Source organism: Bacillus sp. 1A (genome assembly GCF_052682215.1).
The window spans coordinates 2,510,404-2,536,360 of sequence record NZ_JBQYLZ010000001.1; the positions used below are offsets into that span (position 1 = coordinate 2,510,404).

The 25,957-nt window shown below is 35.0% G+C and carries 29 protein-coding genes, 1 pseudogene and 1 riboswitch; of the genes and pseudogenes, 21 read left to right on the forward strand and 9 right to left on the reverse strand.

Annotated elements, in window-relative coordinates; translation table 11 throughout:
• Positions 1-6: 6 nt before the first annotated feature.
• The 4 genes from ACUN0F_RS12830 (at position 7) to ACUN0F_RS12845 (ending at position 3,770) form a co-directional block, all read left to right on the forward strand.
• A complete protein-coding gene (locus ACUN0F_RS12830; RefSeq protein WP_445540819.1) occupies positions 7-870 on the forward strand; it encodes a carbon-nitrogen family hydrolase in 864 nt (287 codons plus the stop codon).
• 71 nt (positions 871-941) lie between these two features.
• A riboswitch (SAM riboswitch) is annotated at positions 942-1,084 on the forward strand.
• 90 nt (positions 1,085-1,174) lie between these two features.
• Positions 1,175-2,356 carry an S-methyl-5-thioribose kinase gene (mtnK, locus tag ACUN0F_RS12835; protein ID WP_264460857.1) on the forward strand — a complete coding sequence of 394 codons (1,182 nt, stop codon included), beginning with the start codon at positions 1,175-1,177 and terminating at the stop codon, positions 2,354-2,356.
• Positions 2,353-3,414, forward strand: coding sequence for an S-methyl-5-thioribose-1-phosphate isomerase (gene mtnA, locus ACUN0F_RS12840; protein WP_445539547.1), 1,062 nt, complete (start codon positions 2,353-2,355; stop codon positions 3,412-3,414). The genes mtnK and mtnA overlap by 4 nt, the downstream gene beginning before the upstream one ends.
• A 218-nt stretch (positions 3,415-3,632) precedes the next feature.
• Positions 3,633-3,770 carry a YvrJ family protein gene (locus tag ACUN0F_RS12845; RefSeq protein ID WP_000393342.1) on the forward strand — a complete coding sequence of 46 codons (138 nt, stop codon included), beginning with the start codon at positions 3,633-3,635 and terminating at the stop codon, positions 3,768-3,770.
• Positions 3,771-3,865: 95 nt separating this feature from the next.
• On the opposite strand, the gene ACUN0F_RS12850 is transcribed toward ACUN0F_RS12845, so the two are convergent.
• Positions 3,866-4,642: a 3-hydroxybutyrate dehydrogenase gene (locus ACUN0F_RS12850; RefSeq protein WP_445539548.1), complete on the reverse strand. Its 777-nt coding sequence runs from the start codon at positions 4,640-4,642 to the stop codon at positions 3,866-3,868.
• Between the two features lie 195 nt (positions 4,643-4,837).
• Here ACUN0F_RS12850 and ACUN0F_RS12855 point away from each other — a divergent pair, with 195 nt between their 5' ends.
• The 4 genes and pseudogenes from ACUN0F_RS12855 to ACUN0F_RS12870 form a co-directional block, all read left to right on the forward strand.
• A complete protein-coding gene (locus ACUN0F_RS12855; protein ID WP_000107986.1) occupies positions 4,838-5,170 on the forward strand; it encodes a PadR family transcriptional regulator in 333 nt (110 codons plus the stop codon).
• Positions 5,170-5,937 carry a DUF1129 domain-containing protein gene (locus tag ACUN0F_RS12860; protein WP_097857849.1) on the forward strand — a complete coding sequence of 256 codons (768 nt, stop codon included), beginning with the start codon at positions 5,170-5,172 and terminating at the stop codon, positions 5,935-5,937. The genes ACUN0F_RS12855 and ACUN0F_RS12860 overlap by 1 nt, the downstream gene beginning before the upstream one ends.
• 13 nt (positions 5,938-5,950) lie before the next feature.
• Positions 5,951-6,715, forward strand: coding sequence for a DUF1129 domain-containing protein (locus ACUN0F_RS12865; RefSeq protein WP_001167266.1), 765 nt, complete (start codon positions 5,951-5,953; stop codon positions 6,713-6,715).
• Positions 6,716-6,722: 7 nt separating this feature from the next.
• Positions 6,723-6,859, forward strand: a pseudogene (locus tag ACUN0F_RS12870) (DNA-binding protein); the annotation flags it as partial.
• A 15-nt stretch (positions 6,860-6,874) separates the two neighbouring features.
• Here the strand turns inward: ACUN0F_RS12870 and ACUN0F_RS12875 are convergent.
• Positions 6,875-7,492, reverse strand: coding sequence for a hypothetical protein (locus ACUN0F_RS12875; RefSeq protein ID WP_060488377.1), 618 nt, complete (start codon positions 7,490-7,492; stop codon positions 6,875-6,877).
• Between the two features lie 160 nt (positions 7,493-7,652).
• On the opposite strand from ACUN0F_RS12875, the gene ACUN0F_RS12880 reads away from it, so the two are divergent.
• The 3 genes from ACUN0F_RS12880 (at position 7,653) to ACUN0F_RS12890 (ending at position 9,821) form a co-directional block, all read left to right on the forward strand.
• Positions 7,653-7,946, forward strand: coding sequence for a DUF3928 family protein (locus tag ACUN0F_RS12880; RefSeq protein ID WP_000288327.1), 294 nt, complete (start codon positions 7,653-7,655; stop codon positions 7,944-7,946).
• Between the two features lie 110 nt (positions 7,947-8,056).
• On the forward strand, positions 8,057-8,506 hold the full coding sequence (locus tag ACUN0F_RS12885) for an NUDIX hydrolase (protein WP_000540530.1): 450 nt from the start codon (positions 8,057-8,059) through the stop codon (positions 8,504-8,506).
• 139 nt (positions 8,507-8,645) lie between these two features.
• Positions 8,646-9,821 carry an acetyl-CoA C-acetyltransferase gene (locus tag ACUN0F_RS12890; RefSeq protein ID WP_000552069.1) on the forward strand — a complete coding sequence of 392 codons (1,176 nt, stop codon included), beginning with the start codon at positions 8,646-8,648 and terminating at the stop codon, positions 9,819-9,821.
• A gap of 31 nt (positions 9,822-9,852) precedes the next feature.
• Here the strand turns inward: ACUN0F_RS12890 and ACUN0F_RS12895 are convergent, their stop codons facing one another.
• Together ACUN0F_RS12895 and ACUN0F_RS12900 are read right to left on the reverse strand one after the other, a co-directional pair.
• Positions 9,853-10,605, reverse strand: coding sequence for an AAA family ATPase (locus ACUN0F_RS12895; RefSeq protein ID WP_000567981.1), 753 nt, complete (start codon positions 10,603-10,605; stop codon positions 9,853-9,855).
• Positions 10,606-10,615: 10 nt separating this feature from the next.
• Positions 10,616-10,840, reverse strand: coding sequence for a hypothetical protein (locus tag ACUN0F_RS12900; protein ID WP_445539549.1), 225 nt, complete (start codon positions 10,838-10,840; stop codon positions 10,616-10,618).
• 148 nt (positions 10,841-10,988) lie between these two features.
• Between ACUN0F_RS12900 and ACUN0F_RS12905 the strand changes: the two genes are divergently transcribed.
• Positions 10,989-11,717 (forward strand): DUF4184 family protein, encoded by a 729-nt coding sequence (locus ACUN0F_RS12905; RefSeq protein ID WP_445539550.1) that lies wholly within the window; start codon positions 10,989-10,991, stop codon positions 11,715-11,717.
• 36 nt (positions 11,718-11,753) lie between these two features.
• Positions 11,754-12,518, forward strand: coding sequence for a hypothetical protein (locus tag ACUN0F_RS12910; protein ID WP_000973878.1), 765 nt, complete (start codon positions 11,754-11,756; stop codon positions 12,516-12,518).
• 46 nt (positions 12,519-12,564) lie between these two features.
• Here ACUN0F_RS12910 and ACUN0F_RS12915 read toward each other — a convergent pair whose 3' ends face one another.
• A complete protein-coding gene (locus tag ACUN0F_RS12915) occupies positions 12,565-12,996 on the reverse strand; it encodes a DUF3997 domain-containing protein (RefSeq protein ID WP_000758773.1) in 432 nt (143 codons plus the stop codon).
• A 131-nt stretch (positions 12,997-13,127) separates the two neighbouring features.
• On the opposite strand from ACUN0F_RS12915, the gene ACUN0F_RS12920 reads away from it, so the two are divergent.
• From ACUN0F_RS12920 to ACUN0F_RS12930, 3 genes are all read left to right on the forward strand, one after another.
• The gene (locus ACUN0F_RS12920; RefSeq protein WP_445539551.1) at positions 13,128-13,583 is read left to right on the forward strand and encodes an RDD family protein; all 456 of its coding nucleotides are present in this window, start codon (positions 13,128-13,130) and stop codon (positions 13,581-13,583) included.
• A 181-nt stretch (positions 13,584-13,764) separates the two neighbouring features.
• Positions 13,765-13,863 carry a hypothetical protein gene (locus ACUN0F_RS12925; protein WP_000145657.1) on the forward strand — a complete coding sequence of 33 codons (99 nt, stop codon included), beginning with the start codon at positions 13,765-13,767 and terminating at the stop codon, positions 13,861-13,863.
• Positions 13,864-13,927: 64 nt separating this feature from the next.
• Complete coding sequence (locus ACUN0F_RS12930; protein WP_000218424.1) at positions 13,928-14,437, forward strand: SDR family NAD(P)-dependent oxidoreductase; 510 nt, start codon at positions 13,928-13,930, stop codon at positions 14,435-14,437.
• Positions 14,438-14,503: 66 nt separating this feature from the next.
• On the opposite strand, the gene ACUN0F_RS12935 is transcribed toward ACUN0F_RS12930, so the two are convergent.
• A complete protein-coding gene (locus tag ACUN0F_RS12935; protein ID WP_000818929.1) occupies positions 14,504-15,604 on the reverse strand; it encodes an ABC transporter ATP-binding protein in 1,101 nt (366 codons plus the stop codon).
• Between the two features lie 262 nt (positions 15,605-15,866).
• On the opposite strand from ACUN0F_RS12935, the gene malL reads away from it, so the two are divergent.
• On the forward strand, positions 15,867-17,543 hold the full coding sequence (gene malL / locus ACUN0F_RS12940) for an oligo-1,6-glucosidase (RefSeq protein WP_264460862.1): 1,677 nt from the start codon (positions 15,867-15,869) through the stop codon (positions 17,541-17,543).
• Positions 17,544-17,583: 40 nt separating this feature from the next.
• Here the strand turns inward: malL and ACUN0F_RS12945 are convergent, their stop codons facing one another.
• Entirely contained in the window at positions 17,584-19,344 is a 1,761-nt protein-coding gene (locus tag ACUN0F_RS12945; protein WP_254979581.1) for an alpha-glycosidase, read from the reverse strand.
• A gap of 323 nt (positions 19,345-19,667) precedes the next feature.
• Between ACUN0F_RS12945 and ACUN0F_RS12950 the strand changes: the two genes are divergently transcribed.
• From ACUN0F_RS12950 to malR, 4 genes are all read left to right on the forward strand, one after another.
• Positions 19,668-20,927, forward strand: coding sequence for an extracellular solute-binding protein (locus ACUN0F_RS12950; RefSeq protein ID WP_445539552.1), 1,260 nt, complete (start codon positions 19,668-19,670; stop codon positions 20,925-20,927).
• A 64-nt stretch (positions 20,928-20,991) separates the two neighbouring features.
• Complete coding sequence (gene malC, locus ACUN0F_RS12955; protein ID WP_001194989.1) at positions 20,992-22,293, forward strand: maltosaccharide ABC transporter permease MalC; 1,302 nt, start codon at positions 20,992-20,994, stop codon at positions 22,291-22,293.
• Positions 22,294-23,136 (forward strand): maltosaccharide ABC transporter permease MalD, encoded by an 843-nt coding sequence (malD, locus tag ACUN0F_RS12960; protein WP_001022607.1) that lies wholly within the window; start codon positions 22,294-22,296, stop codon positions 23,134-23,136.
• 283 nt (positions 23,137-23,419) lie between these two features.
• The gene (malR, locus tag ACUN0F_RS12965; protein ID WP_000219036.1) at positions 23,420-24,442 is read left to right on the forward strand and encodes a maltose operon transcriptional repressor MalR; all 1,023 of its coding nucleotides are present in this window, start codon (positions 23,420-23,422) and stop codon (positions 24,440-24,442) included.
• A gap of 14 nt (positions 24,443-24,456) precedes the next feature.
• Here malR and ACUN0F_RS12970 read toward each other — a convergent pair whose 3' ends face one another.
• Both ACUN0F_RS12970 and ACUN0F_RS12975 read right to left on the reverse strand, forming a co-directional pair.
• Positions 24,457-25,620 (reverse strand): aminotransferase A, encoded by a 1,164-nt coding sequence (locus ACUN0F_RS12970; RefSeq protein WP_000434596.1) that lies wholly within the window; start codon positions 25,618-25,620, stop codon positions 24,457-24,459.
• Between the two features lie 123 nt (positions 25,621-25,743).
• Positions 25,744-25,944, reverse strand: a complete 201-nt coding sequence (locus ACUN0F_RS12975; protein WP_000929285.1) for a hypothetical protein — start codon at positions 25,942-25,944, stop codon at positions 25,744-25,746.
• Between the last annotated feature and the right edge of the window lie 13 nt (positions 25,945-25,957).

The window sequence follows — 25,957 nt, forward strand, 5'->3', positions numbered from 1 at the left end:
CCTCTTTTGAAAGTTGTTACAATTCTAGTGACAAATGATATAATCTTTCCAGTATTTTGTAAAGAAAAAATTAAGAATGGGGCTGACAAAATGAAAGTCGCATGTATTCAAATGGATATTGTCTTTGGAGATGTAGAAAAAAATATTGAGAATGCTAAAAATAAAATAAGCGAAGCGATGAAGGAAAGACCAGATGTGATTGTCTTACCAGAACTATGGACAACGGGATATGATTTAACGAGGCTTACTGAAATTGCAGATAGGGATGGATTGCAAACGAAAGAAAAGCTGAAAGAATGGTCGAAGCAATATGGTGTACATATTGTCGGTGGTTCTATAGCGAAGCAAACAGAGCAAGGTGTTACAAATACAATGTATGTGGTAAACAAGGAAGGAGAACTAGTCAATGAATATAGTAAAGTGCACTTATTTCAGCTTATGGATGAACATAAATATTTAATCGCTGGAAATAGTACAGGTGAATTTAGGCTAGATGATGTAGAGTGCGCCGGCACAATTTGTTATGACATTCGTTTTCCAGAGTGGATGCGCGTTCATACTGCTAAAGGTGCAAAAGTTTTATTTGTTGTAGCAGAATGGCCATTGGTTCGTTTAGTGCATTGGCGTTTGTTACTGCAAGCAAGAGCAGTTGAAAATCAGTGTTATGTTGTTGCATGTAATAGGGCAGGAAAGGATCCGAATAATGAGTTTGCCGGTCATTCTTTAATTGTCGATCCTTGGGGCGAAGTTGTTGTAGAAGCGAATGAAGAAGAATCAATTTTATTGGGAGAGCTTCATTTTGAGAAAATTAAAGAAGTACGCAAAGGAATTCCAGTTTTTGCAGATCGTCGTCCAGAATTATACAAATAAAATGTTGACAAGTGATTTTTATTCTTGGTATAGTCTTCAACATAAAGTTAAAAATTCAAAAAATTATACAACTCTTATCAAGAGCAGGTGGAGGGATTTGGCCCGATGAAGCCCAGCAACCGACCGTAATACCATTGTGAAATGGGGCGTTTATTTACGCCAAAAGGCACGGTGCTAATTCCAGCAGAAAGTAAACCTTTCTGGCAGATAAGAGGGGAGAAGATAAACTTCAAACCTCTTTCTTTGTGGAAAGAGGTTTTTCTACGTCAGAAAAACCTCTGAATTAAAAAAGGGGGAGAAGACGATGGGATATTATTCATTAACTGAAACGACAGCTATACAATATGCGAAAGAACATGGTTATTTTGAAAAGAAAGCAAATGTAGTTTGTCATGAAATTGGAGATGGAAATTTAAATTACGTGTTCAAATTAGATGATGGAGAGAAGTCTATTATAATCAAACAAGCACTGCCATATGCGAAAGTAGTTGGTGAGAGCTGGCCACTGTCTATAAAAAGAGCGACGATTGAAAGTAAAGCATTACAAATTTTTGCGAAGTATGTGCCGGAATATGTGCCGGTAGTGTACAGTCATGATGAAGAGTTAGCAGTAACGGTCATAGAAGATCTATCGAGGCTAACAATTGCAAGAAAAGGATTAATAGATGGAGAGGAGTACCCGCTTTTATCCCAACATATTGGTCGCTTTCTAGCACATGTGTTGTTTTATACTTCAGATTTCGGTTTACAATCAGAAGAGAAAAGGGTACTAGAAGGTGCATTTGTAAACCCAGATCTTAGTAAAATCACGGAAGATTTAGTGTTTACAGATCCGTTTAGTCATTATGATACGAATGATTATGAACCAGAGTTACAACTAGCGGTGGATGAACTATGGAGTGACAAAAATTTAAAATTAAAAGTAGCACAGTATAAATATAAATTTTTAACGAGAAAAGAAGCGCTTATTCATGGTGATTTACATACTGGTAGTATTTTTTCATCCCCTGCTGAAACGAAAGTAATTGATCCAGAATTTGCAACATATGGTCCATGTGGATTTGATCTTGGCCAATTTATTGCAAATTTATTATTAAATGCACTATCCCGTGAAGAGGAAAAAAGAAGTGTGCTATTTTTCCATATTGAGAAAACATGGAGTTATTTTGTAGAAGCTTTTACGAAGTTATGGATTGGAGAAGGTGTAGAAGCATATACGAAAGAGAAACAATGGTTGCCAATTATTTTGCAAAATATTTTTACAGATGCCGTTGGATTTGCCGGATGTGAGCTTATCCGTAGAACAATTGGCTTAGCGCATGTAGCTGATTTAGATGGAATAGCAAATAAAGAAACGAGGATTCAAGCTAAGAAACAAGCGTTATCCTTAGGTAAAGAACTAATAAAATATGAAGCTAAGAGTGCTGATATTCAACTGTTCCGAACATTATTTCAACAGACAGTTTCTGGAGGGATAAAAGCATGAGTACAATTGTTACGGTTCCGAGATCTGTCAGTTGGAAAGGTGATGCCATTGCAGTATTAAATCAAACAAAGTTGCCGCATAGTACAGAATACAAAACATTAACGACGATTGAAGAGGTATGGAAAAGTATTGTCATGCTAGAAGTACGAGGAGCACCTGCAATTGGAATTGTAGCTGCATTTGGCTTGGCACTTGCATCAAAAAAATATAATACTGTACATATGGAAGAATTTCAAAAGAAGTTTAATAGAGATTGTAATTATTTAGGAACGTCACGCCCGACAGCAGTCAATTTATTTTGGGCAATCGATCGTATGAGAGAATCCATTCGAGAAATTACTACAATAAAAGAAGCACAAAAAATATTAGAAGAAGAAGCGCTTCTCATTCAGCAAGAAGATGAAGCGGTATGCCGGAGTATTGGAGAACATGCATTAACATGCTTTAAAAACGGTGATAACATTTTAACAATTTGTAACGCTGGAAGTATTGCAACTGCTAGATATGGTACTGCATTAGCACCGTTTTATATTGGGAAAGAAAAAGGTGTACGTTTACATGCGTATGCGTGTGAAACGAGACCGGTTTTACAAGGCGGGCGTTTAACGACCTGGGAATTAAAACAGGCAAATATTGATGTAACACTTATTACAGATAATACGGCAGCGCATGCTATTCAAACGAAAGAAATAAACGCGATTATTGTAGGAGCGGACCGAATTGTCGCAAATGGAGATGCAGCAAATAAAATCGGAACAATGAATTTAGCTATATTAGCAAAGTATTTCGATATTCCATTTTACGTTGCAGCTCCGTTATCTACGTTTGATATTACGAAACAAACAGGTACAGAAATTGTTATTGAAGAAAGAGATGAAACCGAAGTTACGAAAATTTTTGGAAAACAAGTGGCGCCAATTGGAACTGATGTTTATAATCCTGCATTTGACGTAACACCGAATGAATTAATTACAGGTATTATTACTGAAAAAGGCATCATACACGGAGATTATAAACGGGAAATTGCATCGTTATTTGAAAGACAAGCTAATACATAATAGCTTGTTTTTTTATCCCGCATTAACGGGCAGTAAGACCCCCACCTCAAAATTCAGCGGAAGCAAAGAAGTTAGGTGGGGGTCAACTGCCCGTAAAAGCCCGATTGGTTCAACTAATAATCAGTGGGGGATGAAGAAAACCCCCACTGATTAAAGTTTCACTTTATGCCTAAATGTTTTCTTTTCTCTTATTTATATAATGGAAGGAGGCGGAAAAGATGGAAGAGTGGATCAGGATGATAGGTAATGTAGGGTTTCCGATTGTTGTAACATTATATTTACTCCATCGTATTGAAAGTAAATTAGATGGGGTAATTGTTGCAATCGAGAAACTTCCTAAACAATTACTAAAGTAGGAAGGTCCTCGCGATAGAAAGTAAAATAAAGTTTGCTCTTCGTGAGCAAACTTTATTTTTTACCCCCGCATTAATGGGCAGTAAAAGCCTTCACTTTATTGAGCAGTATAACCACCATCGATAACAACGGCTTGTCCAGTTATACCTCTTGCTTTTTCACTCGCTAAAAACATAGCATAATCAGAGATTTCTTGTACTTGCAATAAGCGTTTTTGTGGTACAAGTGGATAAATAACATCTTCTAAAACATTTTCAAGTGGTACATTTCGTGTAGTAGCTAAATCTTGTAGTTGATTACGTACAAGAGGGGTATCGACATAACCAGGACAAAGTGCATTAACGGTAATTCCGTGAGTAGCGCCTTCTAAAGCGGCAACTTTTGTTAATCCAATTACGCCATGTTTGGCGCTATTATAGGCAGATTTCCCAGCAAATCCAACGAGGCCATTAATGGAAGCGACATTAATAATTCGGCCATATTTTTGTTTTTTCATGATTGGGAAGGCATGCTTAATTGCGATAAAAGGAGCGATTTGCATAATTTTAATAAGTAGTTCGAACTTTTCGGTTGGAAAATCTTCAATTGGTGAAACGTGCTGCATTCCTGCGTTGTTAATTAATATATGTAATGAACCGAAATGATTAACTGTTTGAGAAATTGCAGCTGTAATTTCTTCTTCAGATGTAACATCACATTTTAAACCGATAGCTTGATAGCCTTCTTTTTGTAATTGTTCAGCAGCTTCTTTTGCACGTTCTTCAAGACGATCGGTAATCACAACTTTTGCACCTTCTTTTGCAAAAGCGTTTCCCATTTCATAACCAATACCGCTTGCAGCACCTGTTAAAAAGATAACTCGATTTGTAACCATGGTGAAAAACATCCCTTCGTAATAAAGTTCTCATATTGCTCTATTTAGAGAGGGGATAATAAAAATCCTGCAAAGATTTGGATAAATATTGTTAGCTATCTTGTTTTGCAAAATAGTCTCTGCTATACTATTTTGTAAAGCAAGATACTTACGCTTATCTATCTTGTAAAACAAGATAGTGGGAGGATTTAAATTATGTCGACAAGTCAAATGCTGAAAGGGATTTTAGAAGGATGCTTACTTGCTATTATTTCTGAAGGTGAAATATACGGTTATGAAATGAGTGAAAAGCTAGCGAAGTATGGCTTTACAATGGCGAGTGAGGGAAGTATTTATCCGTTATTAATACGAATGCAAAAGGAAGGATTAATAACAAGTGTAATGAAGGAATCTCCATCTGGCCCAAAGCGAAAATATTATACATTAACAGAAAAAGGTGAGGAAGCACTTCATGAATTTATGGATCGCTGGGAAGCGATGCAAAGTAGTGTAGAGCGTCTACTTGAGGGGAAGGGGAGAAAAAAATAATGATATCAAGTGAAGCACGAAAGTTTTTATTAGATATGAGATTATTTTTAGTGGCAAAGGGTGTGAAAGAAAGCGATATTGAAAATTTTATAGAAGATGCAGAACTTCATTTAATCGAGGGTGAGAGTGATGGGAAAAGTGTAGAAGATATTTTCGGAAGCTCACCGAAAGAATATGCAAATGAACTTGTAAAAGTAATGGAAAAGGATAGACAGGAAACGTGGAAGCAAATTGGTTTTACAGTAATGAATATCGTATCGTTTTGGATTATTGCTTCTATCCTAATAGTGAATAACGGATTATTACAGATGTCACTTATTCAGTGCATTGGCTATAGCTTTACATTGATTGTAGCTGTAATGGGTCCTAATTTTCTACTTCGCAAAATGACCTTCGTAACAAGTTTTACAAAAACGTGGTTTTCTATGTGGGCTTTAGTTATGATCGTACCAATGTTTCTAATAGGGGCTGTAACGATATTAGATGTGATATATCCTACCAAAATGTTTATATTCACTCAAACGCAAAGCTATATATTAGCTGGAGTTATTTTTATGATCACAGTAGCGATAAATATATATTTTGAAGGATGGTTTAAAAACTTATATTTAATTATTCCACTTTCGATTATGTTACTGTTTAAAACATTTACATCAGAAGATCTCGTGCCAATGTTATTTCAAATTATATGTTTATACGGAAGTTTGTTTATTTTAATTTTCCTTGAAATTATGATGAAGACGAATAGAAGAGTAACGGTTAAATAAGGGAGGGTTTATCATGCAGATTTCTAAAGAAGGAGAAAAGTTTTTAATCGATACGAAAGTGTATTTAATAACAAAAGGAATGAAAGAAGAAGATGTGGACGCTTTTATAGAGGATGCAGAACTTCATTTAATAGAAGGTGAGAAAGAGGGAAAGACGGTAAGCGATATATTCGGTGATTCACCAAAAGAATATGCGGAAGAATTAGCGAAAGAAATGGAGAAGGATAAAGGCGGGAGTATAAAGAGTATTCTTGCCATGATAATTGGTATTGGCGGGTATTGGATATTAACTCATATTTTATTTAATAATCCGAATCAGCAATTTACACTAACGAATATACAGTTAATTGGCTATCCTATCGTCTTAATCATTACGATTATTGGAACCATTGTTGCGTTTAGAATGTCTTCTTTTAAAAATAAATTTGTAGAGTTCGGGATTATTTACATAATAGTAATGGTTCCTATTTTATTATTAGTATTATTGATGTTTGTTGATAAATGGTACGGTACACCTATTTTGCAATTGTCGACAATGCAAACATATATATTAGCAGCAAGTATCTTTTTATTACTTTTTGTTGGAGAAGTGTATGTCCTTGGTTGGATGGGTGTTTTGGTGCTAATTGTTCCTTTAGCGATTATGTTTATATTTAAAGAATTAGAAGAAAAAAATGTATTTTGGGGAATTGCAAAGATATTACTTATGTATGGAAGTATATATGGGTTAATGAGATGGTCTTTAAAAATTGAAGAGAGAAAAAGTGTAAACGAGTAGTTCAAAAAAGTGGCTGCTCTGGATATACAAAAAATTTTTTCCAAAGAAATACTATATTTTGATTTTTAGAGGGATTTGGTTTAGGTGTATAGTGTATCCTTTGCAGCCGGTATATCGTTTGTTAATTGGAATAAATTGTTTTAAACAGTAACATGACAGTTACTGTTTTTTTCTTTGTAATAAAGAGCTTTGTAAAGAGAGCTCTTTTTGTTCGTTTGTTAATAAGGAATGAATATGGACGTTTTCAGGACGAGGTACGATAGGGTACATAAGATTTGTTGGAGAAGGATGGTGCTCCGAGCCAGTTAGGGAATGAGGATCTGCGTGAGTAAGTTTTCCATGAACACGTCTTGTAAATAAAATATGACCGACTTCGTGAGCGAGCGTATATATATTTTTCATGGGAGCAGCCGAATTTGTTAAAACGATATAACCAGTAAGTTGCTGTTGTTTGGCTAAAGAGTAAGCGCAGGCAATTACGGCTGTTTCTTTGAAATAATCACTGCCAATATAACAAATGTAAAGGTCGCATTCAGGAGCTTCATTTACACATGTTTGGAAAAAGGATGCTAATTTTTCCTGACTTTGAATAGAATTTTTATAACTAATTTCACGGTCAGAAAAACGAAAAAGTTCATTTAAAATGATTACGTCTTTAATTTGAAATGTAATGGGGTACCAAATTGATTCTGCAACTGCTAAATCTTTTGCGATACGGTCATCAGAAATATCGGCGCCTGGAGTAATGCAAATACATATATTGACGTATGGATCCATAAGGAACACCTCAACTGAAAAAATTCTTTCTATAATATATGTTGGGAAAAGACCCTATGTATGGATAAAAGCCTTGTTTATTACAAGTCGAAAAAATTTCATAGTTCTATAACATGGTGTGGTCATCTTTTTGATATAGTAAAGAAAAGGGGGAGAATATATGTATACATTAAAAATCGTTTCAGACAGAGAAGCACTTTATCAATTTGCGAGTTATGTAAGAGTTGTACAAGGGGTTGAAGATGTATATGTAGAGGTGGGAGAACCTTTATATGAACACCCATTAATGAAGTTTTATGTACATATTAAGCTGGAGGAAACATATGAGCAACATAAAGCGTTACAAGAAATAGCAAGATTAGTAGAATTAGGGCGTTTTACATACGTTCATTATCGTAATGATGAAATTGAAGAAGCTTTTGAAGCTGTAAAATATGAAAGTTTTAAGAAATAAAATTGGAAAAAAGGAAGTGAAAGCTTCCTTTTTTTTCTTTGAAATTACATCAACAAAAGAAGAAAAATTTTGTTATGATAAGGAAGGGTGAGGAAAGGAGAGTTTACATATTGGGGTATATTGAAGAGTTACGCAAAGTCGTTGGGACAAGACCACTTATTCTTGTTGGGTCAGCAATAATTATACTAAATGATAATCAAGAAGTATTGCTTCAATATCGGTCAGATACATATGATTGGGGTGTACCTGGCGGCGCGATGGAACTAGGAGAAACGACGGAAGAAACTGCTCGCCGAGAATTATTCGAGGAGACGGGATTAACTGCAAAAATCATGCAATTTCTAGGTGTCTTATCAGGAAAGGAAGTGTATTTCCGTTATCCTAATGGGGATGAAATTTTTAATGTTATTCATCTGTATCAGGGGCATCATGTGAGTGGAGAATTAAGGCTTGATCATGAGGGATTGAAGCTTCAATATTTTCCGGTAGATAAGTTACCAAAATTGAATGAAACGACAGAGAAAATTTTACAAAAATTTTTATATGCATTAACAGAATAGAAGGTTAATTCCTTCTATTTTTATTATATTAAATATTTTGATTTTTTAGTATGTTTATAGTATGATAGATGTAGACATACATCTTATGGAATTTCACCTAAAAACTGACTAGGGTACATAAGAGAGGGGCAAGTGCAAAATGCATAATGTTGTTATTACAGCTGCAGTTCGTTCGCCAATTGGAACTTTTGGAGGAGCGCTAAAAAATGTAACGCCAGTAGAATTAGCGGTTCCTGTACTTCAGGAAGCTGTAAAACGAGGCGGGGTAGAACCACACGAAGTTGATGAAGTAATTTTAGGTCATTGTATTCAAAGAACTGATGAAGCAAATACTGCAAGAACAGCTGCATTAGCGGCAGGATTTCCTGACACAGTTACGGGTTATACAATCCAACGTCAATGTTCTTCAGGTATGCAAGCAATTATGTCAGCTGCAATGCAAATTCAATTAGGTGTAAGTGATGTTGTAATTGCAGGTGGAGTAGAAGCAATGAGCTCAAGCCCTTATGCATTAAAACAGCACCGCTGGGGACAACGTCTACAGCACGGAGAAATTCGTGATACGGTGTGGGAAGTACTAGAAGATCCGATTCACCATATTATGATGGGTGAAACGGCTGAAAATTTAGTTGACCAATATGAAATTACAAGAGAGGAACAAGATGAAGTTGCGCTTCGTAGTCATACATTGGCACTGCAAGCAATCGAGTCTGGATATTTTGACGAGCAAATTGTTCCTATTACGATAAAAGAACGTAGAAAAGAAATAGTATTTTCGAAGGATGAACATCCACGTGCAGATATTACAGCGGAAAAATTAGCAGGATTAAAACCAGCTTTCCGTAAAGATGGATCTGTAACGGCAGGGAATGCATCTGGCCTTAATGATGGAAGTGCGGTTCTAGTATTAATGAGCGAAGAAAAAGCGAAAGAAAAAGGCTTACAACCGTTAGCTAGAATTGTTGGATATTCAGTAGCTGGAGTAGATCCGAAAATTATGGGTATTGGACCAGCACCAGCAATTCGTAAAGGGTTAGAAAAAGTAGATTGGTCATTAGAAGATGCTGATTTACTGGAAATTAATGAAGCTTTCGCGGCTCAATACCTAGCTGTAGAGAAAGAATTAGGTTTAGACCGTGAAAAAGTGAATGTAAACGGTAGCGGTGTAGGACTTGGACATCCAATCGGTTGTACAGGAGCTCGTATTACTGTAAGTTTAATTCATGAATTGAAGAGACGCGGTTTAGAAAAAGGAATTGCCTCTCTATGCGTCGGTGGCGGTATTGGGGTAGCATTATTTATAGAAGCACTATAAAAAAGAAGCAGCAATCGCTGCTTCTTTTTTATTAAGAATCAAATAAATGATGAAATAATCGATCGCGATTTTCAAAGAAAAGTTTTGTCGTTTGGTAATGCTCGGTTTCTTCTAATGTGGATTCATGAATCCCTTCTTGTGTTAAAGAATATATAGTGGATTCAGGATAAGCCATTAAAATAGGAGAGTGCGTCGCGATAACAAATTGTGAACCTTGTTCCGCTAGTTCGTGCATTCGAATAAGCATGGAAAGTTGCCTCATTGGTGATAGAGCGGCCTCAGGCTCATCTAAAATGTATAAACCTTGTCCTGAAAAACGGTTCATAAATAAGGAAAAGAATGATTCGCCGTGTGATTGTTTGTGTAGTGAGATACCACCATATGAGTCAATAACTGGATTCCCGCGTGCTTCTAGATCAGCATCCATCTCATCAATATAAGAAGCAACGTTATAAAATGATTCAGCACGAAGAAAGAAACCGTCGTTTGGTGTATTGAAACTTTTAGAAATTCGAAGGTATTCATATAAAGATGAATGTGAATCGTTTGTGCTAAAGCGGAAATTCTTCGTTCCACCTTCTGCATTAAATCCTAAAGCGATTGCAATTGCTTCGAGTAATGTTGATTTTCCCGTTCCGTTTTCTCCAATAATGAATGTTACATTTGGATGGAAGGCAAGTGATTGTAAAGTTCGGATAGCGGGTAGACAGTAAGGATATGCGGAAAAACTAGGGATATTTTCTTTTTTTAATGTGACATTTTTTAAAAAGGGTACGTCAATCAATATATAAACCTCAATTCATAACGGATTTTGATTCTAAAAAAGCAGCAAATACAAGGGTAAGACAGCTTGCAAATAGTATTGTATATTGAAGTGCGTCAAAGCCAATACCTTCCCAGCCTAAAGTCATTCTCTTCCATATGAAAATAAAAAGAACGCTTATAAAACCAACGAGAGCAGGCATATATTTTATAATTTTTAAGTACTTCCACAGAAAAAAGGCAAGTGTTAATGACACGTGAACCTCTCCTTATTTTCTGAATATTTTATGTGGATTATAACATGTAAACTATCATATTCCAATGTGAAAATAAACATTGCATCAAGATCAATTCTCTCGTTATGATAGATGGTATTCTATTGAAGATATGAAAAGGAGTTAAAACATGCCGTTTACATTTGCGCATCCAGCAGCAGTCCTTCCTTTTGTGAAAAAGCAGTCCAAATATATTTCAGTAACGGCTCTTATATTAGGGAGTATGGCGCCTGATTTTGAATATTTTTTATACTTCAGACCGTATGGTGTTATTGGGCATACATGGCTTGGATTCTTACATTTGAATTTACCACTTGTATTTCTGTTCGCATATATGTATCATTACATTTTAAAAAAGCCGTTTATAGCACATTTACCTAAACCATTTGCAGGCTACTATACATATGCAGTAGATAAGAGGTGGGGGCTTCATACATGGAAGGATTTCTTTGTATTTTGCTATTCTGCTTTATTCGGTATGCTCACGCATGTCGTTTGGGATGCGTTTACTCATAAGACAGGCTACTTCGTTATGGAAATACCATTGTTACAAAGGGAATTACATAGTATCCCGGTGTATAAATATATGCAACACGGGAGTACATGTGTTGGTTTCTTATTACTATTATACGTATTATGGAAGTATAAAGATGAAACAGGGAAAGATATTATGATAGATTCAGAAAAAAGGAAGTATTGGGTTTCGGCAATCATTGTCGCAGCTCTAGTATTTATCGTTCACGCGTTTGTAGATCCCTATTTTCATATTTTCCAAATAGGAGGTATAATAGTATCTGGACTGACAAGTTCGTTTTGTGGACTTCTCATTGTTTCTATAGTCTACAAAGAAAAGGACTAATTTATATTAATGAATGATAGTGTTAGGAGAAATTATATGATGAAAGCATGGAAAAATATTTTTGTTTTATGTAGTTTTCTTCTTATGTTAAGTGGTTGCTTCCATCAAGAAGAAAAGAAAGTTGAACCGAAGAAGAAAGAATCTATTCCTGAAACAAAAGAATATGGCGGGCGTGAGCTGATAAAAGTAGGACAAAAAGTGAAAGAAACAGGGTGGGGTACTTTTAAGTTAGAACAGATTCAATCTGTAAATCAAACATTTGAAGTAGCACCAATGAAAATTCACATACAAGATGTAAAAGTAATCTCTTTATCGCAGATGAGTAAAGATGCAAAAAATGCATTAAAAGTATTTACGGCATTAACTCCTGAAGAAGTAAAGCGTAGATTAGGAGATAAAGTAAGTCAAGAAGATGCGGAGTTATATGCATCGATAAGTGGTACAGAGATTAGTGATACGATTCGTTACGTTGAAATTACATATAAGGTGGAAAATAGCGGGAATAAAAATATGCAATTTTTCTCTATGAATGATGTTACGATTAATGATAAGCAACATTTTAAAGTAGCAACTCAAAACTTTTTATATGATGAAGATACGCTCGTTGGTACAAAAAATGTATCAAGGGAAGACTATAAGCCTGGTGAAACAAGAGATGGTATTATCGGCTTAATACTTGATGATGGAAAAGAAAAGGTAAAGGATATTAAGTTTACAACAGATAATGTAGTCGCAGCAGATACAGAAACGCAAGATGTTGTAAAAGAGGCACAAACTTTTAATATCTCACTTTCTGAGTAGGGGATTTTTAAAAACATAAAAGAAAAAACAGTCAGCGTTAAAAATATTATGCTGACTGTTTTTTCTTTTCTTTTATGTATGAATCTACATTTTGAAAAGGTACCTTAATTTTAAACGCATCTTTTTGTTCATTAAATTGCTTTTCATTATAAGGACCAAAACGTTTATTATGCTTTACGTCAATAATCCAATAATGCTCACTTTTTTTATTTGCAATTGCTCCGTCAGGGTTATTCGGATCTGACTTTTCCTCAATTTGTTTTGCAATAATGTATTTATCATCCCAAGCTATGTCTGTAATTTTTGCAGGAATGTATTGTGTGGCATATACAGCATCTTGCGATGGGAAAAGTTCAAATGCATTTCCAGAAGTACGTATGAGTTCGTATTCATCGTTAATCGTATAAGTTATATGATTTGTATTTCCAGCACAACCGGCTAATAGGAATGCGACGAATAGGATTATCCATTTTTTCAATATGGGAACCTCCTTTACAATGCTGTTGTAACACATTGTACAAGAAAAGTAAGAGAAACGCTAGTTTACAATGTTTTTTAGAAGTGGTACGATGAGACGGGTAAAGAAGGATATAAAGGAGTCGACATAAAATGAAGTTAAAGATGCATCGTCCAGCGCTTGTAATGAATCGCATAGGTGCTTCCCTAATTGACATGTTTTTAATCTCGGTTATGTATGGTGCAGTAGTAGCTATTATGACCGGAAATTATAGTGCTATTTTTAATCGCTTTAATATTAGTTTTGGTGATTATAGATATGATCTCGCAGTAGTTTTTATATTAATGACGATATATTTTATTTTGGTACCCTTTATTTGGAACGGTGTTACACTTGGTAAAAAGGTAACGAGAATAAAATTAATTTCATTGAAGAGTGAAAAGTTAACATTACAAACATTAATTATAAGATTTTTTGTATTGTTATTACCGAACATATTGCTACTTGGAATTCCGATATTATGTAACGTATATATGATGTTATTCCGCAAAGATAATAGTGGTTTTCAAGATTTAATTACAAAAACAAAAGTGATAAGTCTTGTATAATAAAACAGAGACCTTTTTATACATAAAATAAGAAGGTCTTTTTTTATTATATAAATATATTTTAAAGGATATATAATAAGAAAAAGTTAATCCATATCATTTTTGATTTTAATAGATTGAAAATTAAGAAAATGTTATAATGATTAAAATAATATCTTTATATAATAAGGGGGAAATTGAAATGACTGGGGGTAGCGTAATCTTTTGGGGGATTTTAATTTTCATCGGTTTAGTTTTCGATCAGCGTAATAGTAAGAAAAAAGAAGGAGTAAAAAAGTAATCGCTTACAAATTAATAAGCAACTTTTCTTGCTTGCAGACTAATCTCATAAAGGAGTATACTGAATGACGGTAAGACTTATAGAAGGGGTAATGAAAATGAAGCTTGCAGGAAAAGTTGCTATCGTAACTGGCGGTGGCATCGGTATTGGACGTAATACAGCTCTTTTGTTGGCTAAACAAGGCGCAAAAGTAATTGTGACGGACATTGATCAAGAAAGTGGACAAGCAACAGTGGAGGAAATTACGAATCTAGGCGGAGAAGCACTTTTTGTATCCTATGATATGGGAAAGCAAGGAGATTGGCAACGCGTTATCAGTATTACTTTGAATGCATTTAGTCGCATTGATATGCTTTTTCAAAATGCTGGTTTATATAAAATAGATTCTATTTTTTCTCGCCAACAAGAGAACGATTCCAATGTACTTTGTATTAATGACGTTTGGATAGAGATAAAACAATTAACGTCATCTTTTATGAAACAGCAAGAAGAAGTGGTGCTGAGTGACTTACCGATTTTCGGTATTATTGGCACGAAAGGACAATCATTTCATACAGTAGAAGCCCTCGTATAATAATGAAAACCGCCCTCAAAGTATGTGGACGGTTTTTTTGTATGTTATAAAGAGGAAAATTATTTTTTAACGAATACGTTGTTCAGTTTGACTATCAAAGAAATGTGCTTTATTCATATCAAATGCTAGTTTAATTTGATCTCCAGGTGAAAATGTATGTCTTGCATCAACACGTGCTGCAAAATCTTGATCTCCAAGTTTCATATATAAAATAGATTCAGCACCTAGTAACTCAGCAACTTCGATTTTTGTTGTGAAGGCAGTAGATTGTGAAGCTTCTAAAAATAACAATTCATCATGAATGTCTTCAGGACGAATACCTAAAACAATTTCCTTATTTACATAGCCTTGTTCACGTAACATCTTCATTTTTCCTTCAGTTACTTTGACTTTTAATGAATTATCTATAACGAAATCGGTTTCAGTCAATTTACCACGGAAGAAATTCATTGCTGGAGAGCCAATAAATCCACCAACGAAAATATTTTCAGGTGTTTCATATACTTCTTTTGGAGTTCCGATTTGTTGAATCTTTCCGTCTTTCATAACAACGAGACGTGAAGCCATTGTCATTGCTTCTGTTTGATCATGTGTTACGTAAATTGTTGTCGTTCCAAGACGGTGATGTAATTTAGAAATTTCTGAGCGCATTGCAACACGTAATTTAGCGTCTAAGTTGGATAAAGGCTCATCCATTAAGAACACTTTCGCGTCTCGAACAATTGCTCTCCCTAACGCAACACGTTGACGTTGTCCACCAGATAACGCTTTCGGTTTTCTATCTAAATATTGTTCCAGTCCTAAAATTTTTGCTGCATCTTTCACACGACGATCGATTTCATCTTTTGGTATTTTTCTAAGTTTTAATCCAAATGCCATATTATCATACACACTCATATGTGGATATAAAGCATAGTTTTGGAAAACCATTGCGATATCGCGATCTTTTGGAGGGACATCATTCATTAGCTTACCATCAATTGAAAACTCTCCTTTTGAAATATCTTCAAGTCCAGCCACCATTCGTAATGTTGTAGATTTTCCGCATCCAGAAGGACCGACAAATACGATAAACTCTTTATCTTGAATGTGTAAATTAAAATCTGTTACAGCTGTTACATTATTATCATATATTTTATAAATGTTTTCTAATTTCAATTCTGCCATGGTATTGCCCCCTAGAAAAAATTATGCAAACGTTTTCTTTGAGTTCATTATAAACTAATAGATTCAAAAAATAAACAAAAAAATAAAACGTTTTCATTTATTTGAGGGATATTAGTAATTTGCGTATGTTTTCTTAGAAAAATAAGAATAAAAGTTGTAAGCGCTATTTTAAATTAAGATAGAATCTGTTATCATTCATTAATGAAAACGTTTGCGCCTTAAAAAAGAGAAAATCGAATTATTAATGAAATGGGGTAGCATAATGGAAAAACAGTGGTGGAAAGAAAGTGTAGTATATCAAATTTATCCTCGTAGCTTTATGGATAGTAACGGTGATGGTATTGGGGATCTTCGTGGGATTATTTCAAAGCTAGATTACTTAAAAGAATTAGGGATTGATGTCATTTGGTTATCACCGGTCTATGAATCTCCAAATGATGATAATGGTTATGATATAAGTGATTATTGTAAAATTATGAATGAGTTCGGAACAATGGAAGATTGGGATGAGCTACTACATGAAATGCATGAACGTAATATGAAACTTATGATGGACTTAGTTGTTAACCATACTTCTGATGAACATAATTGGTTTATTGAATCACGTAAATCAAAAGATAATAAATATAGAGATTACTATATATGGCGTCCTGGAAAAGAAGGAAAAGAGCCGAACAACTGGGGAGCAGCTTTTAGTGGATCTGCATGGAAATATGATGAAATGACAGATGAATATTATTTACATCTGTTTTCTAAAAAACAGCCAGATTTAAATTGGGATAATGAAAAGGTAAGACAAGATGTTTATGAAATGATGAAGTTTTGGTTAGAAAAAGGAATTGATGGCTTCCGTATGGATGTTATTAATTTTATTTCTAAAGAAGAGGGATTACCAGCTGTTGAAACCGAAGAAGAGGGGTATGTTTCAGGTCATAAGCATTTTATGAATGGTCCAAACATTCATAAATATTTACATGAAATGAATGAAAAAGTATTATCTCATTATGATATTATGACGGTTGGTGAAATGCCTGGTGTAACGACAGAAGAAGCGAAAATGTATACTGGGGAAGAACGAAAAGAACTGCAGATGGTATTCCAATTTGAACATATGGATTTAGATTCGGGAGAAGGCGGAAAATGGGATGTAAAACCATGCTCACTCCTTACTTTAAAAGAGAATTTAACGAAGTGGCAAAAAGCATTAGAGCATACAGGGTGGAATAGCCTGTATTGGAATAACCATGATCAGCCACGCGTTGTATCTCGTTTTGGTAATGATGGAATGTATCGCATTGAATCTGCGAAAATGTTAGCGACGGTGCTTCATATGATGAAAGGAACACCGTATATTTATCAAGGAGAAGAAATCGGAATGACGAACGTTCGATTTGAATCGATTGATGAATATCGAGATATTGAAACATTAAATATGTATAAGGAAAAAGTGATAGAGCACGGTGAAGATATAGATAAAGTAATGCAGTCCATTTATATAAAAGGCCGAGATAATGCTAGAACACCGATGCAGTGGGATGATAAAGATCATGCTGGATTCACAACAGGTGAGCCTTGGATTACGGTAAACCCTAATTACAAAGAAATCAATGTGAAACAAGCGATCCAAAATAAAGATTCAATTTTTTATTACTATAAAAAATTAATTGACCTACGCAAAAATAATGAAATAGTTGTGTACGGATCATATGATTTAATATTAGATAATAATCCTTCTATTTTTGCATACGTAAGAACATATGAAGAAGAAAAACTTCTTGTTATTGCAAACTTTACGGCGGAAGAATGTGTATTTGAATTGCCTAAGGACATTAGTTATAGTGAATCAGAGTTATTAATACACAATTACGACGTAGAGCGTGGATCGATAGATAACATTGTATTACGTCCATATGAAGCGATGGTATTTAAATTAAAATAAGAAAAATCCTTATGCCACACCTTGGCATAAGGATTTTTTATTACCATTTTAAGATCGAGAATCCATATGGAGGAAGTGTAACTTGTAATACACTTGCTTCCGCTGAAAATTCTTCGTTTGTATAAATGTTAATGATTTTCTTTCCAGTAATATGGAGAGGGAGTGAAGCTGTAACATCACTATTAGTCGGATTTAAAACGAAAAAGATCGTTTCATCTTCATATGTTTTCGTATAAGAAATATAATTATGTTCATCATTTGCTTCGATGAATTGGAAAGTACCATGTCCTCCAAATGCTTTATATTGCTTTCGTAATGAAATTAATGTTTGTATATGTGTAAATAATAGATGATCTTGTTCTTTCGTATCCCAAACCATACATTTGCGACAATCTGGGTCCATACCGCCGTCCATACCAATTTCGTCTCCATAATAAATACAAGGAGAGCCGATGAAGGAAAGATGGAATACATAAAGTAACTGTAACTTATTTTTATCTCCGTTACATGTTGTCAATATTCTTGGTGTATCATGACTGTCTAATAAATGAAACGCTGCTTCATTTACATTCATAGAGTAGGAATGGAGAGACTCTGTAATTTGTTTCATAAATTCATTTGCTTTAATGGAATCATTAGCAAAGTAAGACAGTAGAGCGTTTGTAACAGGATAGCTCATTACAGCATCAAATTGATCTCCTTGTAGCCATGGAAGTGCATCGTGCCAAATTTCTCCTAAAATATATACTTCAGGATTTAATGCCTTTATCTCGCTTCGGAATTCTCTCCAAAAGCTGTGGTCTACTTCATTTGCTACATCAAGGCGCCAACCGTCTATATTGAATTCTCTTACCCAATAACGCCCTACTTCAAGTAAGTATTCTTTTACATCTGGGTGTGCTGTATTTAATTTAGGCATATACGGTGTAAACGCGAAAGTATCATAATTCGGGAGTGGATCCGTTACAATTGGAAATTCATGAATATGGAACCACTCTTTATAAGCAGACTTCTCACCGTTTTCTAGTACGTCTTGGAATTTATCGAAAAAGTATCCACTATGATTAAACACGGCATCGAGCATTACTTTTATACCGTGTGTATGACATGCTTGAACGAGTTCTTTGAACGTTTCTTTCGTCCCGAATTGCGGATCGATTTCCATGTAGTCAATTGTGTCATATTTATGGTTTGAATGTGCTTTGAAAATAGGTGTGAAGTATATTCCCGAAATTCCAAGCTTAACAAGGTAATCGAGGTTTTGAATAATACCAGCAAAATCTCCGCCGAAAAAATTAGTTGGAGTTGGCTCAGCGCTTCCCCAAGGAAGAGTGTTTTCTGGATTTAGTGCACGATCTCCGTTAGCGAACCGTTCTGGGAAAATTTGATACCAAACAGTGTCTTTAATCCAAGAAGGTGCTTGAAACACATCATTTGCATGAATAAATGGCAAACAGAAAAAGTTACCAACGTCATCATTTGGAATACTGGAAAAAAATCCTCGCTCTGCATAAATAAGCGTTTCTGTATCATTTTTTAATTCGAATCCATAACGTAATCGCTTAAATTTTGGCTCGATGGAAATGGACCAATAATCAAACAATGCAGTAGAACCAGTTTTTTTCATCGGTGTACTTGATGTAATCCATTTCCCTTCTTTCCATTCATAAGGATCACCGTAAATAAGAGTGGCGCTTTGAACATCTTCTCTTTTCGTACGTATTCGGATGTGAATCGTTTTTTCATCGTAAGCGTATGCGTAATTATCTTTTGGCCTATGATAAATAGCTTCTTTAAGCATATAGAAAATCCCCCTTTAATATCTCCATGCATATTGTTCCCTTACGTATAATAATAAAGTATATGTTGCAAACGATTGCTTTTTGCATAGCTTTAATATTGCTTATAAGAGTAGTATTCATTTCATATAAAGTCAATGTATAAAGAGTGTAGTAATAATATTTTAAAATTAATATTTGCAAAATAAATAAAAGACTGTATAATGATAGACAAATAGCGCAAACGTTTTCATAGATTGAGATATTGTTTGTGCTTCTATTAAACCATTTAATGCAAACGTTTTCAATCAGTAAGGTACATATACAATTTAGGGAGGTTTTTGGGATGAAGAAAGCATTATCATTATTAACGGTTTCAGCATTATCAATTGGTATGTTATCTGCATGTGGACCAAAAGATTCAGGGAAGAAAGAAGAAAGTAAAGCGAAGAAAGATTACGATCTTCTCGTTTGGGAAGATGATAAAAAAGGTGTTGGTTTAGAACCAGCAGTGAAAAGTTTTGAGGAAAAATATAAAGTAAAAGTAAAAGTCGTTGAAATGCAAATGACAGATCAAGTGAAGAAGTTACGCCTTGATGGACCAGCGGGGACGGGACCAGATGTTGTAACATTGCCACATGATCAAATTGGAAACGCAGTAACAGAAGGTTTACTTTCTGAAGTGAAAGCTGATGATGCTGTGAAGAGTAGATTTACTGAATCATCAATAGAAGCACAGACATATAACGGAAAATTATATGGTTTACCAAAAGCAATTGAGACACCAGTCTTTATTTACAATAAAAAATTAATGCCAAAAGCACCAGAAACGATGGACGAGCTGTTTAACTTCTCAAAAGAATTTACGAAGGATGGCAAGTATGGATTTCTAACATTAGGAGATAACTTCTACTTTGCTAATGCATTCATGGCAGGTATGGGTGGTTATGTGTTTGGTGAAAAAGATGGAAAGCCAAATGCAAGTGATGTTGGATTAAATAATAGTGGGGCAGTACAAGGTGCTGAATATCTTCAAAAATGGTACAAAGAAAAGTTATTCCCGAAAGGTATTATCGGTGAATCTGGTGGACCTGCTGCTGATGGACTATTTAACGAAGGAAAAGCAGCATCTATCATGAATGGTCCATGGGCGTTCCAAGCAATGGAAAAGAACGGAATTGATTATGGCGTTGCTCCAATGCCGAAATTACCAAACGGTCAACCAATGAAAACATTTGTTGGGGTTAAAGGGTGGCATGTAACAAGTTTCTCGAAACAAAATGATTTAGCTACAAAGTTCACTGAATGGGTAACAAATGAAAAGAACGCAAAAATTCGATTTGAGAAAACAAAAGAAATTCCTCCAGTAAAAGCAGTAATGGAAGATCCAATCATTAAAGATAATGAAGCTGCAAAAGCAGTTGCAACACAATCTGAAAATGGAATTCCAATGCCGAACATTCCAGAAATGCAAGAAGTATGGAAACCAGCAGGAGATGCGCTTCAATTAGTTGTTACGGAAAAAGAGGCACCAAAAGCAGCACTTGACAATGCAGTGAAGCAAATTAAAGGTAATATTGAGGCAAATCATAGTAAGAAAAAATAAGGTGAAATTCGTGCCTCTCATATGAGGGGCATGAATTCTCTCCCAGAAAAAAGGGGGAAGGAACATGCAAACATCTATGGAACCAGCAAACGGTTTAAACGGTTCAAAGCATAGGAAAATGGCAACCATGTTATCTATCATTCCAGGCGTGGGCCAAATGTATAATAAGCAATTTGTAAAAGGTCTTATTTTTCTAGTATTAACAGGTTCATTTATTGTAGCCTTTGCTGATTTATTAAATATGGGATTATGGGGAATTGTAACGCTAGGTACAGAAGTTCCACGTGATCATTCTGTCTTTCTATTAGTAGAAGGAATCTTGGCACTCATCGTCATCGTTTTTGGACTCGGAATATATGCATTTAATTTATATGATGCATACCAAAACGGGAAGAAACGTGATATAGGAACACCTTTAAACTCTGTAAAAGAGCAATACCGTAATTTACTAGATCAAGGTTTTCCATATTTAATGGTTTCACCAGGTTTTCTATTACTTATCTTTGTAGTTGTATTTCCAATCATCTTCGTAATTTTAATTGGATTTACGAATTATGATTTATACCACTCTCCTCCAGCTAAATTAGTAGATTGGGTGGGCTTCAAAAACTTTATTGATATCTTTACATTACCGATGTGGAGAGAGACATTTTTAAGCGTATTTTCTTGGACTGTCATTTGGACATTCGTTGCAACGACGTTACAAGTTGCGCTTGGTATTTTCTTAGCGATTATCGTAAATCAGCCTGGTATTAAAGGGAAGGCAATTATTCGAACAATCTTCATTTTACCGTGGGCGGTTCCAGCATTCGTATCTATTCTTGTTTTCTCTGGTATGTTTAATGAGACATTTGGAGCAATTAACAATCAAGTATTAGCTTTATTTGGAATCGAAAAGATTGCTTGGATGACAGATCCATTTTGGGCAAAAATCGCTTTAATTATGATTCAAACATGGCTTGGATTCCCGTTCGTCTTTGCAATGACAACAGGCATACTGCAATCGATTCCAGGGGAGTTATATGAAGCTGCTACAGTAGATGGAGCTACAGCTTGGCAGCAGTTTCGTAAAATTACATTGCCACTTGTTCTATATGCAACAGCACCAATATTAATTACGCAATATACGTTTAACTTTAATAACTTTAGTATCATCTATCTATTTAACGGCGGAGGTCCTGCTGTAGCTGGACAAGACGCAGGTGGAACAGATATTTTAATTTCATGGATTTATAAGTTAACGATGACTTCGGCGCAGTATGGGAAAGCGGCAGCTCTTACAATGATCTTATCGTTAATCGTTATTACAGTTGCGTTATGGCAATTTAAGAGAACAAAATCATTCCAAGAAGAGGATATGATGTAAATGAATATTAAAAGACAAAAGATGTTACGTCTCTCATTAAGTTATCTCGTTATTTTCGTAATGTGTGCCATCATTTTCTATCCATTATTATGGATTATTGGCTCATCGTTTAATCCGGGTGATAGTTTATCTGGATCAAGTATTATTCCGCAAAATGCAACGTTAGATCATTATCGTAAGTTATTAGATTTAGAGAATAGTAATTATTTACTATGGTATAAAAACACATTAAAAGTAAGTGTTATAACGATGATTTTCTCAGTGTTAGCAATTAGTTTTACTGCTTATGCATTTTCAAGATACCGTTTTGTTGGAAGAAAAAATGGTTTATTAACATTTTTAATTCTGCAAATGATTCCGAACTTTGCGGCGCTAATCGCTCTATACGTATTAGCACAGTTAACAGGGTTAATCGATACGCACCTTGCATTAATTTTAATTTATGTAGGCGGGGCAATTCCAATGAATACATGGCTTATGAAAGGATATTTTGATACGATTCCGAAAGAATTGGATGAGTCAGCTCGTATGGATGGGGCAGGACATTTCCGTATTTTTTGGCAAATCATTATGCCACTTGCAAAGCCAATCGTAGCGGTTGTGGCGTTATTCACTTTCATCGGTCCATTTACAGATTTCATTTTAGCGAGTGTTATTTTGCGCACACCAGAAAATTATACGTTAGCAGTTGGGTTATATGAAATGGTAGCGAAGAAATTTGGTAATGAATTTACAACGTTCGCAGCGGGTTCAGTATTGATTGCAATCCCAATTTCAATTTTATTCCTATCACTACAAAAATACTTTATCTCTGGTTTAACTGCTGGAGGTACGAAAGGATGAAAAATGGGACGTTACGTCCCATTTTTCTTTTCATCTCCCTATAAAAAAATTTATAGGGAGATGAAAAGAGATTTGACATCACATATGAAAAGAAGTGAAATAAATAGTATATTATAGTATAGGAAAAAAGAGCTATATCCCTTACAATACATGGAGAGGGAGAATATGATAGGTATTAGAAGATAGAATCAATGAAAGTTTATGACTTCTCCTATTACTTGCAACGGGTGCAAGATTAAAATATATAACAAAATGGCAGAGAAGTGAGAGGAGGGGGATTTTTATGACAGTTACAATTAAAGATGTGGCGAAGAAGGCAAATGTAGCACCATCTACCGTTTCTCGTGTAATTGCTGATAATCCAAGTATAAGTGAAAAAACAAAGCGTCGTGTTCGGAAAGTAATGAGTGAACTAGGGTATCATCCCAATTTAAACGCAAGAAATCTAGCTAACCAAACAACAAAAACACTTGGTCTTGTTATGCCAAGTTCTGCAAGTAAAGCTTTTCAAAATCCGTTTTTCCCAGAAGTTATAAGAGGGATTAGTTCATTTGCACATGTAGAAGGGTATGCGCTTTATATGTCGACAGGTGAAACGGAAGATGAAATTTTTAATGGTGTTGTAAAGATGGTACAGGGGCGCCAAATTGGTGGCATTATTCTTTTATATTCAAGAGAGAATGATCGGATTATTCAATATTTGCATAAACAAAATTTCCCGTTTGTTTTAATTGGGAAACCGTATGATCGAAAAGATGAAATTACATATGTAGATAATGACAATTATACAGCTGCAAGAGAAGTAGCAGAATATTTGATTTCATTAGGTCATAAACAAATCGCGTTCATCGGCGGTGGATCCGATTTACTTGTAACGAGAGATCGTTTAGCTGGTATGAGTGATGCTTTAAAATTAGCGGACATTGTATTACCAAAAGAGTATATTTTACATTTTGATTTTTCGAGGGAAAGTGGTCAACAAGCCGTTGAGGAGTTAATGGGACTACAGCAACCACCGACAGCAATTGTGGCAACGGATGATTTAATTGGACTTGGTGTGTTAAGTGCTCTTTCTAAAAAAGGATTCGTTGTACCAAAGGATGTTTCCATTATAAGCTTTAACAATGCTTTATTATCAGAAATTGCGAGTCCGCCACTTTCGACAGTTGATGTGAATATTTATCAACTAGGATATGAGGCAGCAAAAGCTTTAGTGGATAAAGTAGAGAATGCAGAGTCTACTGCAAAGTGTATTATTATTCCTCATAAATTACTAAAGCGCCAAACTTGCGATCATTATGCATAAAAAAAGCTAAGAGTTTAACTCTTAGCTTTTTGTTGTAGAAAGACCTCTAATCGATCACAGCCTTCTTTTAAAGTTTCAATACTATACGCATAGGACAAGCGAAGATAGCCTTCACCATATTCAGAAAATGCTGTTCCAGGAACGACAGCTAGTCCAGCTTCTTTGACAAGGTCAAGTGCAAAATCAAATGAAGAAGATGTTAAATGACCAACATATGGGAATAAGTAAAATGCACCTGTTGGTTTTTCGACTGTTAAGCCCATTTGAATGAGTCTATTATATACGTAATCACGACGTTTCTTGTATTGGTGGCGCATCATTTTTGGTGCGTCTTTAGCCGCTGTTAATGCTTCAATTGCAGCGTACTGAGCGATTGAAGTAGCGCACGTTACGTTGTATTGATGAACTTTTAATATATGTCCTGCTAAATAGCTTGGTGCGAATAATAGACCGATACGCCAGCCAGTCATAGAATGAGATTTTGATAAACCGTTAATGACGATAGTCTTTTCACGCATTTCTGGGAAATGAGCGATAGATGTATGCTTTTGTTCATATACAAGTTCGCTATAAATTTCATCAGAAAGGACGAAAATATTTTTATCTTTTAAAACAGTTACAATATCCTGTAATTCTTCTTTTGATAAAGTTACACCAGTTGGATTAGAAGGATATGGCAGTACGACGCATCTTGTTTTTTCTGTAATAGCATTTTCTAGCGCTTCGGCTGTTAAACGGAAGCCAGTTTCACGAACATCGATAAAAATAGGTGTAGCACCGCATAATCGAATAATTGGTTCGTATCCTGGATAAATAGGGGCAGGTAAAATAACTTCTGTTCCTGGCTCTAAAATCGTTCGGAATGCAATATCAATTGCTTCACTAGCACCGATTGTAACGATGGTTTCGTTTTCAGGTGAATACTGTAAATCGTAGTTATCTTTTACAAAGTTACAAGCTGCCTTGCGTAATTCTAGTAAACCGGCGTTATGTGTATAGCTTGTATAATTTTCTGTAATAGCCCGTTTTGCCGCTTCTTTTACGAGAGAAGGCGTAGGGAAATCGGGTTGTCCAATTGTTAAAGAGATAAGATTATCATAGTTTTGAATCATGTTAGAGAATTGACGGATTCCAGAAATTTGGATGTCCTTCACTCTAGGGTTAATGAATTGTTCCATTGTATCTCCCTTTCTTCCGTTTGAAAATTAAGTTCATTTTAACATATTTTCTATGATTTCGCTTGCGTATATGTTATGTAGAAAGAGAGGGATAATAGAAAAAAAGCCGCTGTAAGCGACTTTTTAATATCCGTACTCCCAATCTATTTCATCTTCATTCCAAAGTACAGAGGATACTTTGCCAAGGTGAACAACTGATTCATTCACAGCACATGTGCAATTTTCTTCTCCGGTTTTATGCTGTAACTCTTCATATACTGATTTTTCAACATTTTCTAGAACGACCAAATTTTCTTCTTTTAAAACAAGCGTAGTACCCGCCATATTTATCTTCCTC

Excerpts from the sequence above, each read along its gene's own strand:
- mtnK (WP_264460857.1), top strand. The coding sequence starts at position 1,175 with ATGGGATATTATTCATTAACTGAAACGACAGCTATACAATATGCGAAA.
- mtnA (WP_445539547.1), top strand. The coding sequence starts at position 2,353 with ATGAGTACAATTGTTACGGTTCCGAGATCTGTCAGTTGGAAAGGTGAT.
- ACUN0F_RS12845 (WP_000393342.1), top strand. The coding sequence starts at position 3,633 with ATGGAAGAGTGGATCAGGATGATAGGTAATGTAGGGTTTCCGATTGTT.
- ACUN0F_RS12850 (WP_445539548.1), bottom strand. The coding sequence starts at position 4,642 with ATGGTTACAAATCGAGTTATCTTTTTAACAGGTGCTGCAAGCGGTATT.
- ACUN0F_RS12855 (WP_000107986.1), top strand. The coding sequence starts at position 4,838 with ATGTCGACAAGTCAAATGCTGAAAGGGATTTTAGAAGGATGCTTACTT.
- ACUN0F_RS12860 (WP_097857849.1), top strand. The coding sequence starts at position 5,170 with ATGATATCAAGTGAAGCACGAAAGTTTTTATTAGATATGAGATTATTT.
- ACUN0F_RS12865 (WP_001167266.1), top strand. The coding sequence starts at position 5,951 with ATGCAGATTTCTAAAGAAGGAGAAAAGTTTTTAATCGATACGAAAGTG.
- ACUN0F_RS12875 (WP_060488377.1), bottom strand. The coding sequence starts at position 7,492 with ATGGATCCATACGTCAATATATGTATTTGCATTACTCCAGGCGCCGAT.
- ACUN0F_RS12880 (WP_000288327.1), top strand. The coding sequence starts at position 7,653 with ATGTATACATTAAAAATCGTTTCAGACAGAGAAGCACTTTATCAATTT.
- ACUN0F_RS12890 (WP_000552069.1), top strand. The coding sequence starts at position 8,646 with ATGCATAATGTTGTTATTACAGCTGCAGTTCGTTCGCCAATTGGAACT.
- ACUN0F_RS12905 (WP_445539550.1), top strand. The coding sequence starts at position 10,989 with ATGCCGTTTACATTTGCGCATCCAGCAGCAGTCCTTCCTTTTGTGAAA.
- ACUN0F_RS12910 (WP_000973878.1), top strand. The coding sequence starts at position 11,754 with ATGATGAAAGCATGGAAAAATATTTTTGTTTTATGTAGTTTTCTTCTT.
- ACUN0F_RS12920 (WP_445539551.1), top strand. The coding sequence starts at position 13,128 with ATGAAGTTAAAGATGCATCGTCCAGCGCTTGTAATGAATCGCATAGGT.
- ACUN0F_RS12925 (WP_000145657.1), top strand. The coding sequence starts at position 13,765 with ATGACTGGGGGTAGCGTAATCTTTTGGGGGATTTTAATTTTCATCGGT.
- ACUN0F_RS12930 (WP_000218424.1), top strand. The coding sequence starts at position 13,928 with ATGACGGTAAGACTTATAGAAGGGGTAATGAAAATGAAGCTTGCAGGA.
- ACUN0F_RS12935 (WP_000818929.1), bottom strand. The coding sequence starts at position 15,604 with ATGGCAGAATTGAAATTAGAAAACATTTATAAAATATATGATAATAAT.
- malL (WP_264460862.1), top strand. The coding sequence starts at position 15,867 with ATGGAAAAACAGTGGTGGAAAGAAAGTGTAGTATATCAAATTTATCCT.
- ACUN0F_RS12945 (WP_254979581.1), bottom strand. The coding sequence starts at position 19,344 with ATGCTTAAAGAAGCTATTTATCATAGGCCAAAAGATAATTACGCATAC.
- ACUN0F_RS12950 (WP_445539552.1), top strand. The coding sequence starts at position 19,668 with ATGAAGAAAGCATTATCATTATTAACGGTTTCAGCATTATCAATTGGT.
- malC (WP_001194989.1), top strand. The coding sequence starts at position 20,992 with ATGCAAACATCTATGGAACCAGCAAACGGTTTAAACGGTTCAAAGCAT.
- malD (WP_001022607.1), top strand. The coding sequence starts at position 22,294 with ATGAATATTAAAAGACAAAAGATGTTACGTCTCTCATTAAGTTATCTC.
- malR (WP_000219036.1), top strand. The coding sequence starts at position 23,420 with ATGACAGTTACAATTAAAGATGTGGCGAAGAAGGCAAATGTAGCACCA.
- ACUN0F_RS12970 (WP_000434596.1), bottom strand. The coding sequence starts at position 25,620 with ATGGAACAATTCATTAACCCTAGAGTGAAGGACATCCAAATTTCTGGA.
- ACUN0F_RS12975 (WP_000929285.1), bottom strand. The coding sequence starts at position 25,944 with ATGGCGGGTACTACGCTTGTTTTAAAAGAAGAAAATTTGGTCGTTCTA.